The sequence below is a fragment of the Acidovorax sp. FG42 genome, assembly GCF_057809195.1.
The window spans coordinates 27161-39277 of the sequence record NZ_JBMDJM010000016.1 but is presented as its reverse complement, the minus strand read 5'-3'; the positions used below and the strand labels follow the sequence as shown (position 1 = coordinate 39277).

Sequence of the window (12117 nt, the reverse complement as noted above, 5' to 3'; positions counted from 1 at the left end):
AAAGAGGAGAAATGAAGGGTCAACGGGCCTTGCCCGAGCGGCGCGAAAGCAGCCGCTGCAGCAGACAGAAAGCGAACAGCAGCACACCAACGACGATGCGTGTCCACCAGGAGCTGAGCGTGCCGTCGAAGGAAATCAGGGTCTGGATGATTCCGAGCATGAGCACGCCAAACAGCGTGCCCGCCACATAGCCCACGCCACCCGTGAGCAGCGTGCCGCCAATGACCACGGCGGCAATTGCGTCCAGTTCCATGCCCACGGCATGCAAGCCGTAGCCCGACAGCATGTAGAACGTGAACACCACGCCCGCCAGCGCCGAGCAAAAGCCCGACAGCGTGTACACGCCAATGAGCGTGCGGCGCACCGGCAGGCCCATGAGCACGGCCGAGTGCTCGCTGCCGCCCACCGCATACACGCTGCGGCCAAACGGCGTGCAGTGCGCCAAAAACAGGGCCACCAGCAGCACGGCGATGGCAATGAGCGCGCCCAGCGATAGGGACGCGCCTTCCCACAGCGGCAAGCGCCACTGGGCCAGCTCGGAGTAGCCCTCGTGGGTGATGCTGATGGAATCGATGCTGATCAGGTAGCACAGCCCCCGCGCCAGGAACATGCCTGCCAGCGTGACGATGAAGGGCTGCAGCTTGAAGCGTTCGATGAGGAAGCCCATGAACGCGCCAAATGCTGTGCCCATCAGCAGCACCAGCGGGATGGCGACCATGGGGTTCCAGCCCCGGTGTTCCACCAGCGCGGCCAGCACCATGGTGGTCAGCGCCACCACCGAGCCTACCGAGAGGTCGATGCCGCCCGACAGGATCACGAACGTCATGCCCACCGCCACGATGATGAGGAAGGCGTTGTCGATCAGCAGGTTGAGGAAAACCTGGGCCGAGAAGAACCCAGTGTACAGCACCGAACCCAGCGTGGCCATGGCCACGAACAGCGAGATGGTGGCTGCCAGCGGCAGGTACTTGGGGTTGAACCGCGCGCGCGCGGCGGTGGCCTGTGGGGCAGGGTGGCTCATGGTGCTGAAGCCTGCAGTCTTGGGCACGGCGCTCATTGCAAAGCTCCCGCGCCGGGGCGGCGTGCCAGCGCGCCGACTTGCGCCCGGAACTCGGGCGACTGCAGCAGCATCACGATGAACACCACCACAGCTTTGACCACCAGGTTGATCTCGGGCGGCACGCCCAGCGAGTAGATGGCGTAGGTCAGCGTCTGGATGATGAGCGCACCAATCACGCTGCCCACCAGGCTGAAGCGCCCGCCGGTGAGAGCCGTGCCACCCAGCGTGACAGCCAGGATGGCGTCCAGCTCCAGCAACTGCCCCGCGTTGTTGCCATCCGCACTCTTCACGTTGGAGCTGATGAGCAGCCCCGCAATGCCCGCGCACACGCCGCAAAACACATAGGCCGCCACGATAAGCCGTCCCGCCTGCACACCCGCCACGCGCGCTGCCGTGGGGTTGATGCCCACAGCCTGGATGAACAGGCCCAGCGCCGTGCGCGTGATAGCCAGGTACAGCACTGCAAAGACCACAGCCACCACAAACAGCGAGAACGGCAGCCCTGCCAGGTACCCGCCGCCCATGAAGAAGTAGGGCGTGTAGTAAATGGTGATGATCTGCCCGTCGGTGATGAGCTGGGCAATGCCCCGGCCCGCCACCATGAGAATCAGCGTGGCAATGATGGGCTGCATGCCCACCTTGGCGACCAGCACGCCGTTCCACAGCCCACACAGCAGCGCCACGCCAATGGCGCCCAGGATGGCGACTGGGAGCGGAAACCGGCTTTCGGTGCCTGATACCGAGCCGCCGATCAGCCACGCTGCCACGGCCGCTGCAATGGCCACCGTCGCACCCACCGAAATATCGATGCCGCGCGTCGCAATCACCAGCGTCATGCCCAGCGACACCAGCACTAGTGGCGCGGCGCGGTTCAGGATGTCGATGAGGCTGCCGTACAGGTGTCCGTCGCGCCATTCAATGTGTAGGAAGCTGCTGTTGAACACCGTGTTCACGATGAGCAGCAGTGCCAGCGTGATCAGGGGCCAGGCCAGACGGTGGCGCAGCAGGGCCACCAGAAGGGAGGGGGAACGTTCAGACATGTTCGGCAGCAATCAGGTCGTAGACGGCGTCTTCGCTGCTGCCTGCAGGCAGCTCGCCCACCTTGCGGCGGTCGCGGAGCACCACGATGCGGTGCGCCACGCGCACCACCTCGCTCATTTCGGAAGAGATGAACAGCACCGCCATGCCCGCCTGGGCCAGGCGCAGGATCTGGTCCATGATTTCCTGCTTGGCGGCCACGTCGATGCCGCGCGTGGGTTCGTCCAGGATCAGCAGGCGCGGCTCGATGGCCATCCAGCGCGCGAGGATCGCCTTTTGCTGGTTGCCGCCCGAGAGCAAGCCGATGGGCTTGTCCACACTCTCGGTCTTGATGCCCAGCAGCTTCACATAGCGCTCGGCCAGGGCTGTTTGTTCAGCGCGCGAGAGGAACTTGCTCACACCCATGCGCGCCTGCAGCGCCAGCGCAATGTTCTCCCGCACCGACAGCTCGGCCACGATGCCGTCAGTCTTGCGCTCTTCGGGGCACAGGGCCAGGCCATGGCGGATCGCGTCCATGGGGTTGGCGAACTTCACCACCTGTCCGTCGATGCGCAGCGCGCCCCGGTCGGGCTGCTCCAGGCCAAACAGCAGGCGCGCCAGCTCGGTGCGGCCCGAGCCCAGCAGCCCCGCCAGGCCCACCACCTCGCCCGCACGGATCTGCAGGTCCAGCGGCTGCAGTTGCGTGTCCTGCCCCAGGCCCTCGGTTTGCAGCAGCGTGGCTTGACGGCTGTCCACGGAGGGCGCTGGTGCGGGTTGCTCCGACGCTGCGGCCAGGTCGCGGCCCAGCATGGCTGCGATCAGTGCCTGTGGGCCCAGGTCCTGCGCGCGCCACTCGCCCACCCAGCTGCCGTTGCGCAATACGGTGATGCGGTCGGAAACGGCATACACCTGGTTCAGGAAATGCGTCACAAAGACGATGGACAGCCCCTCGCTGCGCAGGCGCCGAAGCACCTCGAAGAGCTTTTGCACTTCGTCGTCGTCCAGGCTGGAGGTGGGCTCATCCAGGATCAGCACGCGCGATTCGATGCTGAGTGCGCGCGCAATCGCCACCAGCTGTTGCACGGCCACGGGGTAGTCCGACAGCAGGCGCGTCACGTCGATCTGTAGGCCGATGCGCGCCACCAGATCGCGGGCGCGCTGGTGCAGCGTGGCCCAGTCGATGCGAAAGCCCTGCGCGATGCCGCAGCGCGGGTAGCGGCCCGCAAAGATGTTCTCGGCCACCGAGAGGTTGGGGCAAAGGTTGACCTCCTGGTACACGGTGCTAATGCCCAGGCGCTGCGCCGCCAGCGGCGAGTCCGGCCACACCGCTTCTCCGCCCAGCCGCATCTGCCCGCCGCTGGCCTCCAGCACGCCCGTCAGCACCTTGATCAGCGTGGACTTGCCCGCACCGTTTTGCCCCATCAGCGCATGGATCTCGCCGGGGTAGAGGTTGAGCCGCACATCGCGCAGCACGGGGATGCCCGCAAACTGCTTGTGAATTCCCGAGAGCTGCAGCACAGGCGCGGCAGCAGGGGCGTGAGCGGTGGACGCGTCCATGGGGGTCATCACGCTTTGTTCTTGTTGTAAACGTCCACGAGCACGGCGGCCAGCAGCACGACGCCCTTGATGACCTGCTGGTAGTCGATGCCGATGCCCAGGATGGACATGCCGTTGTTCATCACGCCCATCACAAAGGCGCCGATGACCGCGCCCATCACCTTGCCCACGCCGCCCGATGCCGATGCGCCGCCGATGAAGCAGGCCGCAATCACGTCCAGCTCAAAACCCAGGCCCGCCTTGGGCGTGGCGGTGTTGAGCCGCGCCGCAAAAACCAGCCCGGCCAGGGCGGCCAGCACGCCCATGTTGATGAAGGCGTACAGCGTAAGCCGCTCGGTCTTGATGCCCGAGAGCTTGGCCGCCTTCTCGTTGCCGCCCATGGCATAGATGCGGCGGCCGATGGTCGTGCGGCTGGTGACAAAGTCGAACAGCACGATCAGCAGCGCCATCACGATGAGTACGTTGGGCAGGCCCTTGTATGAGGCCAGGAGGTAGCTGAAGTACACCAGCAGCCCGCCAAAAACGATGGTGCGGGCGATGAACAGACCCGCAGGCTCTGTCTGCACGCCGTGGCGCAGCCGGTTGGCGCGCTGGCGCAGGCCACCCACGGCCAGGGCTGCGGCCACTGCGGCGCCCAGCAGCAGCGAGGTCAGGCGCAGCCCCTCCACACTGAACAGGTCGGGGATAAAACCCGAGCTGAGCATCTGGAACGCCGATGGGAACGGCCCCACCGACTGACCAGCCAGCAGCGCCAGCGCCAGGCCCTTGAACACCAGCATGCCCGCCAACGTGACGATGAACGAGGGGATGCGCGAGAAGGCCACAAACCCGCCTTGAATGGCGCCGATGAGGCCGCCGCACAGCAGGCACACCAGCGTGGCGGGCACAAAGTGCCAGTTGTATTCGACCATCAGCACCGCTGCCAGTGCGCCGATGAAGCCACACACCGACCCCACCGACAGGTCGATGTGCCCGGCCACGATGACCAGCAGCATGCCCAGCGCCATGATGACGATATAGCTGTTCTGCAGCACCAGGTTGGTCAGGTTCAAGGGCTGCATCAGCGTGCCCTCGGTCATGTACTGGAAAAAGGCCATGATGGCCACCAGCGTGATCAACATGCCGTATTCGCGCAGGTTGTGCTGCAGGTGCTGCAACAGCGATTTGTCGTGCCGCGCCGCTGCTGTCGGGCTGCCGTCGGCCAGCGTGCTGGCGGGGGGATGGGTGGTCTGGCTCATTTCGGTCATCAGTTCAATGCGTTGTGCGGTTCATCAGGCGCTGAAGAGGGGCGCTGCAGCTACGCGCGGCCGCCGTGCAAGGGCCGCCCCGCCGCACGGGCGGCGTCCCCCTTGGGGGGGATGGCGCGAAGCGCCTCAGGGGGGGCACTCACGATGGCTCGCATGATCTTTTCTTGCGAGGCATCTGAAGTTGGCATCTCGGCCACAAAGCGGCCTTCGTTCATCACATAGATGCGGTCCGTGATGCCCAGCAGCTCGGGCATTTCGGAGGAGATCACGATCACGCATTTGCCCTCCGCCGCCAGCTGGGCAATCAGCGTGTAGATCTCATACTTGGCGCCGACGTCGATGCCGCGCGTGGGCTCGTCGAGGATGAGCACTTCGGGGCTGGTGAACAGCCATTTGCTCAGCACGACTTTTTGCTGGTTGCCGCCCGAGAGGTTCAGCGTCTTCTGGTCCACGCCCGAGCAGCGGATGCGCAGCTTCTCGCGGTAATCCTGTGCCACGCGGTGTTCTTGACCGCTGTCGATCACGCTGGCGAACGACACGCCCGGCAGGTTGGCCAGCGAGGTGTTGAACTGGATGTCTTCGTTCAGCACCAGGCCATTGCCCTTGCGGTCTTCGGTCACATAGGCCAGGCCGTGGCGCACGGCCTTTTCCACTGTGCTCACATCGATGGGTTGGCCGTGCAGCCGCACTTCGCCGCTGATGCGCTGGCCCCACGAGCGGCCGAAGATGCTCATGGCCAGCTCGGTGCGGCCTGCGCCCATCAGGCCCGCAATGCCCACTATCTCGCCGCGCCGCACATTCAGGTCGATGCCTTTGAGGTGCTCGCGGTCGCTGCGCTGCGGGTGGTGGGCGCGCCAGTTGCGCACCTCAAAAACAATGTCGCCCACTTGCGGCTGGCGCTGGGGGTAACGGTCGCTCATCTCGCGGCCCACCATGGCCTGGATCACGCGGTCTTCGCTCACCGGGCCCTCGCGGCAGTCCAGCATCTGTACGGTGCTGCCATCGCGCAGCACGGTGATCGCATCGGCCACGCGCGAGATTTCATTGAGCTTGTGCGAGATCAGGATGCAGGTGATGCCCTGGGCCTTGAGCTCCAGCAGCAGGTCCAGCAGCGCCTGGCTGTCGTTCTCGTTCAGGCTGGCGGTGGGCTCGTCCAGGATCAACAGGCGCACCTTGCGCGACAGCGCCTTGGCAATCTCCACCAGCTGCTGCTTGCCCACCCCCAGTTGGCCCACGGGCGTGTCGGGCGATTCGCGCAGGCCCACCTTGTGCAGCAGCGCCTGGGCGCGGCTGTGGGCGGCCATCCAGTCGATGACGCCGTGGCGCGCGGTTTCGTTGCCCAGGAAGATGTTCTCGGCAATCGACAGCAGCGGCACCAGCGCCAGCTCTTGGTGAATGATGATGATGCCCAGGTGCTCGCTGTCGCGGATACCTGCAAACTCGCGCTCTTGCCCGTCGAACAGGATCTGGCCGCTGTAGCTGCCGTGTGGGTACACACCCGACAGCACCTTCATCAGCGTGGATTTGCCCGCCCCGTTTTCGCCGACGATGGCATGGATCTCCCCGGCCTGCACCTGCAGGTTGACCTGGTTCAGCGCCACCACGCCGGGGAAGGTTTTGCGGATGTTCCGCATTTCAAGAAGCATGGTCTCTCAGTCTGTTGGCGGGGCCTCTTGCCCCGTCCTGGTTGCAGGCCGCCTGCGCTGCCCCAGAGGCATTCGCAGGCGGCGGCTTTAGATGCAGAAGCCGCTCGTGCTCACTTGATTTGCGATTCCTTGTAGTACCCGCTACCCACCAGCACTGCATTCCAGTTGGAAGAATCCACTGCCACCGGCTTGAGCAGGTACGAGGGCACCACCTTCACGCCGTTGTTGTAGGTCTTGGTGTCGTTGATTTCGGGCTGCTTGCCCGTCAGCACGGCGTCCACCATGTTGGCGGCGACCTTGGCCAGCTCGCGGGTGTCCTTGAACACGGTGGAGGACTGCTCGCCCTTGAGGATGGACTTGATGGAGGGCACCTCAGCGTCCTGGCCGCTAACCACGGGGCAGGGCTGCTGCGCGGTGCAGTAGCCCACGCCCTTGAGGGACGACAGGATGCCGATGGAGATGCCGTCATAGGGCGAGAGCACCGCGTGCACCTTGTCCTTGCCGTAGTAGGCCGACAGCAGGTTGTCCATGCGCGCCTGGGCCACCGAGCCGTCCCAGCGCAGCGTGCCCACCTTGTTCATGCCGGTCTGCTTGCTGCGCACCACCAGCTTGCCGCTGTCGATGTACGGTTGCAGCACGCTCATGGCACCGTCGTAGAAGAAGAAGGCGTTGTTGTCGTCGGGTGAGCCGCCGAACAGTTCGATATTGAAAGGTCCCTTGCCTTGCTTGAGGCCCAGCTTGTCCACGATGGAGGTGGCCTGCAGCACACCCACCTGGAAGTTGTCGAACGTGGCGTAGTAGTCCACGTTCTTCGAGCCCTTGATGAGACGGTCGTACGCAATGACCTTCACGCCCTTGTCGGCCGCGTTTTGCAGCGCCTTGGACAGCGTGGTGCCGTCAATCGACGCGATCACCAGCACCTTGGCGCCCTTGGTGATCATGTTCTCGATCTGCGCGAGCTGGTTGGGGATGTCGTCTTCGGCGTACTGCAGGTCGGTCTTGTAGCCCCGGTCCTTGAGCACCTTGACCATGTTGTCGCCATCGGCAATCCAGCGCGCCGAGGACTTGGTGGGCATCGAGATGCCGATGGTGCCCTTGTCCTGGGCCGATGCCACGGATGTGGCGCCAATCGCCGCCAGTGCCACGGTGGCCAACACGGCCTTGAAAATTGCACGCTTCATTTGAGTCTGTCTCCTGATGTTGTTTTGATTTGATTGCCGCTTGGATGCGTCACGGCCTTACGAAACTGTCGCGGCCCAGTGCCAGAGCCACCGCCCAAGGGCCGCCCCGCCGGGCCGGTGGCGTCCCCCTTCCCGCATCGCGCAGCGATGCGAGAGAAAGGGGGAAGGCGCGCAGCGCCTCAGGGGGTTAATACTTCCTGTTCGGCATTTCCTTGGCCGCCACTTCCATCGGGAAGATGCCTTCCTCGGTCACGATGCGCTTGGGCACGGCCTTGCCAGCTTTGATGTCCTTCACGGCGCTCATCAGCTGCGGGCCGAGCAGGGGGCTGCACTCCACGCTCACGTTGAGCTTGCCGGCGATCATGGCTTCGAAGGCGCCCTTCACCGCGTCGATGGAGATGATCACGATGTCCTTGGCGGGCTTCATGCCGGCCTCTTCGATGGCCTGGATGGCGCCGATCGCCATGTCGTCGTTGTGCGCGTACAGCACATTGATCTTCTTGCCCTCGGCCTTCAGGAAGGCTTCCATCACTTCCTTGCCCTTGGCACGGGTGAAGTCGCCGGTCTGGCTGCGGATGATCTTGAACTTGGAGTCGGCCTTGATGATTTCTTCAAAGCCCTTCTTGCGGTCGATGGCAGGGGCGGAGCCCACGGTGCCTTGCAGCTCGACGATGTTGACCTCGCCCTTCTGGTCCTTCATCTTCTCCACCAGCCAGCGGCCGGCCTTGCGGCCTTCTTCCACAAAGTCCGAGCCCATGAAGGTCACGTACAGCGTTGTGTCCTTGGTGTTCACTGCACGGTCGGTCAGCACCACGGGGATCTTGGCGGCCTTGGCTTCGCGCAGCACGGGCTCCCAGCCGGACTCCACCACGGGCGAGAACGCAATCACGTCCACCTTCTGTGCGATGAACGAGCGGATGGCCTTGATCTGGTTCTCCTGCTTTTGCTGCGCGTCCGAGAACTTCAGTTCAATGCCCGCCTCCTTGGCGGCGGACTTGATGGACTCAGTATTGGCGGTGCGCCATTCGCTCTCGGCCCCCACCTGGCTGAAGCCCAGCACGAGGGGCTTTTGCGCCCAGGCGGTGCCGGGCAGCAAGGCGGCCACGGGCACGCTGGCCAAGGCGGCAGCAACGGTGCGGCGGTTCATTTTCATCATCTTGTCTCCTGTCTGTAATGGTTGGTTGACGATGGTTGCGGGATGGAAAGAAGGAACGAACGAAAAGGGCAGGGCTCAAGCCAGCATGTAGCCCGTCTTGACGGTGGTGTAGAACTCAGCGGCGTAGCGCCCCTGCTCGCGGGCGCCGTAGCTCGATTCCTTGCGGCCGCCAAACGGCACATGGAAGTCCACGCCCGCCGTGGGCAGGTTCACCATGGTCATGCCCACGGCAGCGTGGCGCTTGAAGTGCATGGCGCGCTTGAGCGACGTGGTGCAGATGCCCGCACACAGGCCAAAGGGCGTGTCGTTGGCCAAGGCCAGTGCGTGCTCGTAGTCGTCAGCCCGCAGCACGCAGGCCACGGGGCCAAAGATTTCCTCGCGCGCCACGCGGTGTTCGGGGCGGGCCAGGAAGAGGGCGGGGCTCATGTAATGGCCTGGGGTGGGGCGCTCCAGGCGCTCGCCACCCCAGACATGCTCCGCCCCCTCATTGCGCGCAATGTCGATGTAGCCCAGGTTCTGCGCCAGCTGGTTGTCGTCCACCACCGGGCCCATCTCGGTGCCGCGCTCCAGCGCATGGCCCACCTTCAGGCTGACCAGCCGGTTGCGCAGGCGCGCCACAAAGGCGTCGTGCACCTCGGCCTCGACGATGAGACGGCTCGATGCCGTGCAGCGCTGGCCGGTGGAGAAATACGAGCCCTGCAGCGCGCAGTCCACCGCCTGGTCCAGGTCGGCGTCGGCCAGCACGATGAGCGGGTTCTTGCCGCCCATCTCCAGCTGCACCTTGGCGCGCCGTGCTGAGGCCGCGCGCAGGATGCGGTCGCCCGTGGCGACTGACCCGGTAAAGCTCAGCGCGTTGACCAGCGGGTGGTCTACCAGCGTCTGGCCCACCTCGCGGCCGCTGCCCATGACGAGGTTGAAGGCACCGGCGGGCAGGCCGCTGCGGCTGATGATTTCGGCCAGCGCCCAGCCACAGGCGGGCACCAGCTCGGCGGGCTTGAACACCACGGTGTTTCCGTAGGCCAGGGCCGGGGCGATCTTCCAGGCCGGGATGGCGAACGGGAAGTTCCACGGCGCGATGATGCCCACCACGCCCACGGGCTCACGGGTTACGTCCACCTGCACGCCCTGGCGCACAGAGGCCAGCAGCTCGCCCTGGATGCGCAGCGCCTCGCCCGCAAAAAACTTGAAGATCTGCCCGCTGCGCGCCACCTCGGCCACGCCTTCAGGCAGGGTCTTGCCTTCTTCGCGCGCCAGCAGTGCGCCCAGCTCGTCCTTGCGCGCCAGCAGTTCGCTGCCGATCATGTCCAGCACGTCGGCGCGGCGTTGGGGGGTGCTTTGGCTCCAGGTGGGCAGGGCATCGGCCGCAGCGCGCACGGCCAGCTCGGTCTGGTTGCGGTCGGCGCGGGCGTATTCGGCCACCACCTCGCGGGTGTCCGACGGGTTGGTGCTGATGCCGGTGGTGGTGCCGATTTCCCACCGGCCGTTGATCAGGTGCCGGGGGCTGAGCTGGAGGTCGCCGAGCTTCATGGAGAGAGGCCTTTGTTGCAGTTGCGGCGAAGTCTATGGAAGGTTTAGATATCAATCCAATCGTTTTTTAGACAAAATACATATCGTTCTTTGCATTCTGGAAAACCCCCCTTTTTTTCCCGTCCTTCGCTATCCATGAGCACCTACAACCACTGGTTCATTCGCGCCCGCCTCAAGACGCGCCAGCTTCTGCTGCTGGTGGCTCTGGCCGAAGAGGGCAACATCCACCGCGCCGCCCAGGTGCTCAGCATGACCCAGCCGGCCGCCTCCAAGCTGCTCAAGGACCTGGAGGATGTGCTGGAGGTGTCGCTGTTTGACCGCCTGCCGCGTGGCATGCGCCCCACCTGGTACGGCGAAACGATGATTCGCCACGCCCGCATGGCCCTGGCCAACCTGAACCAGGCGCATGACGAGATTGGTGCGCTCAAGCGTGGGCACTATGGCCAAGTGGGCATCGGCGCCATCACCTCACCCGGCCTGAGCCTCCTGCCCGCCGCCGTGGCGCTGGTCAAACAGGAGCATCCCAGCCTGCGCATTTCGCTCGACATCGAGACCAGCCCGGTGCTGCTGGAGCGGCTGGAGCAGGGCAAGCTCGACATCGTGGTGGGCCGCCTTTATGAAGAGCACGACAAGGAGAACCTGCGCTATGAGTCGCTGACCGAGGAGCTGGTCTGCGCCATCACCCGCCCGGGCCACCCGCTGTCGAGCATGACGGGGCTGACGCTGCGCGATGTGGTCTCGGCCAGCTGGATCGTGCCGCCTGCGGGCAGCGTGCTGCGGCACCGGTTTGACCTGATGTTCCAGCAGGACGGGCTGGCGCCGCCGCTGCACACGGTGGAGACATCGGCGCTGTTGTTCATCACGCGCATGCTGCAGCAGAGCGACATGATTGCGGTGGTGGCGGAGGATGTGGCGCGCTATTACGCGGCGCATGGGATCGTGACGGTGTTGCCGCTGGCGATGCCGTGCCATATGGATGCGTTCGGAATCATCACGCGGTCGGACCGGCTGCTGTCGCCGGCGGCGAAGGTGATGATGAAGGCGTTGAAGCAGACGAGTCTGGTGCAGTATGGGCGGCGGTTGGAGGTGGGGGATTGATGGTTTTGGGTGTTATTGGCTGGATGCGCTAGTGGGATATGTGCTGGTAGCTATTGATTTTGTAGTGTTTGTTTTCGTGTGCTGAATGTGCCGCATGCCTTTGCTGAGGACGGAGGCCGGGAGTCGCCCCGGCGGGCGAGGTACTTTTCTTTGCTTCGCCAAAGAAAAGTACCCAAAAGAAAGGCGACCCCCAGTCTGCGACCCCTTCGCGGTGCGAAGGGGCGAACCTGCGTCGTGTCGGTTGCGGGGTGCGCCGTGGAACTCGCTTTGCGCTGCGCGCGCCGCTCGGACATCCACGGCGAGTCAGTTCACGAGGCATGGGCGCTGCGACGCCCATGCTCACCCCACAACCGCCCCGCCGCAGGCACAGCCAGCAGGGGTGGGGAGCCAAACATCCAAACAGCCGGACATCCATTCGGGCCATCGCTGCGCTCGGCCCAGTTTGCGCAGCGCGTGGCGCTTGCGCCCGCGGGACGGGGCCGAGCGCAGCGCAGCGAAGCAATGGCCCGTGTGGATGTCCGTTTTTGGGTTCCCTTCTGCGCGTGCCGAGAAGCGCAGGGCAGGGGGTGCGTGCGTGTGCCGAAGGACACACGCACTTCGTGCACTGACTTGCCGCAGTTGTTTGAAC

9 protein-coding genes are annotated in these 12117 nt (G+C 64.8%); 1 reads left to right on the top strand and 8 read right to left on the bottom strand.

Features of this window, described 5'->3' with window-relative positions:
• Positions 1-19 precede the first annotated feature (19 nt).
• The 8 genes from yjfF to ACODSM_RS16465 form a co-directional block, all read right to left on the bottom strand.
• Entirely contained in the window at positions 20-1057 is a 1038-nt protein-coding gene (gene yjfF / locus ACODSM_RS16500) for a galactofuranose ABC transporter, permease protein YjfF (protein ID WP_488806150.1), read from the bottom strand.
• The gene (locus tag ACODSM_RS16495; protein WP_488806148.1) at positions 1054-2100 is read right to left on the bottom strand and encodes an ABC transporter permease; all 1047 of its coding nucleotides are present in this window, start codon (positions 2098-2100) and stop codon (positions 1054-1056) included. The genes yjfF and ACODSM_RS16495 overlap by 4 nt, the downstream gene beginning before the upstream one ends.
• Positions 2093-3643, bottom strand: a complete 1551-nt coding sequence (locus ACODSM_RS16490; protein WP_488806146.1) for a sugar ABC transporter ATP-binding protein — start codon at positions 3641-3643, stop codon at positions 2093-2095. The genes ACODSM_RS16495 and ACODSM_RS16490 overlap by 8 nt, the downstream gene beginning before the upstream one ends.
• Positions 3643-4872 carry a multiple monosaccharide ABC transporter permease gene (gene mmsB, locus ACODSM_RS16485; RefSeq protein ID WP_488806145.1) on the bottom strand — a complete coding sequence of 410 codons (1230 nt, stop codon included), beginning with the start codon at positions 4870-4872 and terminating at the stop codon, positions 3643-3645. Before mmsB ends, ACODSM_RS16490 begins: the two co-directional genes overlap by 1 nt.
• A gap of 59 nt (positions 4873-4931) precedes the next feature.
• Positions 4932-6527 carry a multiple monosaccharide ABC transporter ATP-binding protein gene (gene mmsA / locus ACODSM_RS16480; RefSeq protein WP_488806143.1) on the bottom strand — a complete coding sequence of 532 codons (1596 nt, stop codon included), beginning with the start codon at positions 6525-6527 and terminating at the stop codon, positions 4932-4934.
• A gap of 110 nt (positions 6528-6637) precedes the next feature.
• A complete protein-coding gene (gene chvE / locus ACODSM_RS16475) occupies positions 6638-7708 on the bottom strand; it encodes a multiple monosaccharide ABC transporter substrate-binding protein (protein ID WP_015013817.1) in 1071 nt (356 codons plus the stop codon).
• A gap of 187 nt (positions 7709-7895) precedes the next feature.
• Positions 7896-8861 carry an ABC transporter substrate-binding protein gene (locus tag ACODSM_RS16470; RefSeq protein ID WP_488806141.1) on the bottom strand — a complete coding sequence of 322 codons (966 nt, stop codon included), beginning with the start codon at positions 8859-8861 and terminating at the stop codon, positions 7896-7898.
• 78 nt (positions 8862-8939) lie between these two features.
• Entirely contained in the window at positions 8940-10391 is a 1452-nt protein-coding gene (locus ACODSM_RS16465; protein WP_488806139.1) for an aldehyde dehydrogenase family protein, read from the bottom strand.
• A 135-nt stretch (positions 10392-10526) separates the two neighbouring features.
• Between ACODSM_RS16465 and ACODSM_RS16460 the strand changes: the two genes are divergently transcribed.
• Positions 10527-11489, top strand: a complete 963-nt coding sequence (locus ACODSM_RS16460) for a LysR substrate-binding domain-containing protein (protein ID WP_488806137.1) — start codon at positions 10527-10529, stop codon at positions 11487-11489.
• Positions 11490-12117 lie beyond the last annotated feature (628 nt).

What these genes read in the sequence shown, in the direction of transcription:
- ACODSM_RS16460 (WP_488806137.1), top strand. Translation starts at nt 10,527, where the DNA reads ATGAGCACCTACAACCACTGGTTCATTCGCGCCCGCCTCAAGACGCGC.
- ACODSM_RS16490 (WP_488806146.1), bottom strand. Translation starts at nt 3,643, where the DNA reads ATGACCCCCATGGACGCGTCCACCGCTCACGCCCCTGCTGCCGCGCCT.
- ACODSM_RS16495 (WP_488806148.1), bottom strand. Translation starts at nt 2,100, where the DNA reads ATGTCTGAACGTTCCCCCTCCCTTCTGGTGGCCCTGCTGCGCCACCGT.
- mmsB (WP_488806145.1), bottom strand. Translation starts at nt 4,872, where the DNA reads ATGAGCCAGACCACCCATCCCCCCGCCAGCACGCTGGCCGACGGCAGC.
- yjfF (WP_488806150.1), bottom strand. Translation starts at nt 1,057, where the DNA reads ATGAGCGCCGTGCCCAAGACTGCAGGCTTCAGCACCATGAGCCACCCT.
- ACODSM_RS16465 (WP_488806139.1), bottom strand. Translation starts at nt 10,391, where the DNA reads ATGAAGCTCGGCGACCTCCAGCTCAGCCCCCGGCACCTGATCAACGGC.
- chvE (WP_015013817.1), bottom strand. Translation starts at nt 7,708, where the DNA reads ATGAAGCGTGCAATTTTCAAGGCCGTGTTGGCCACCGTGGCACTGGCG.
- mmsA (WP_488806143.1), bottom strand. Translation starts at nt 6,527, where the DNA reads ATGCTTCTTGAAATGCGGAACATCCGCAAAACCTTCCCCGGCGTGGTG.
- ACODSM_RS16470 (WP_488806141.1), bottom strand. Translation starts at nt 8,861, where the DNA reads ATGAAAATGAACCGCCGCACCGTTGCTGCCGCCTTGGCCAGCGTGCCC.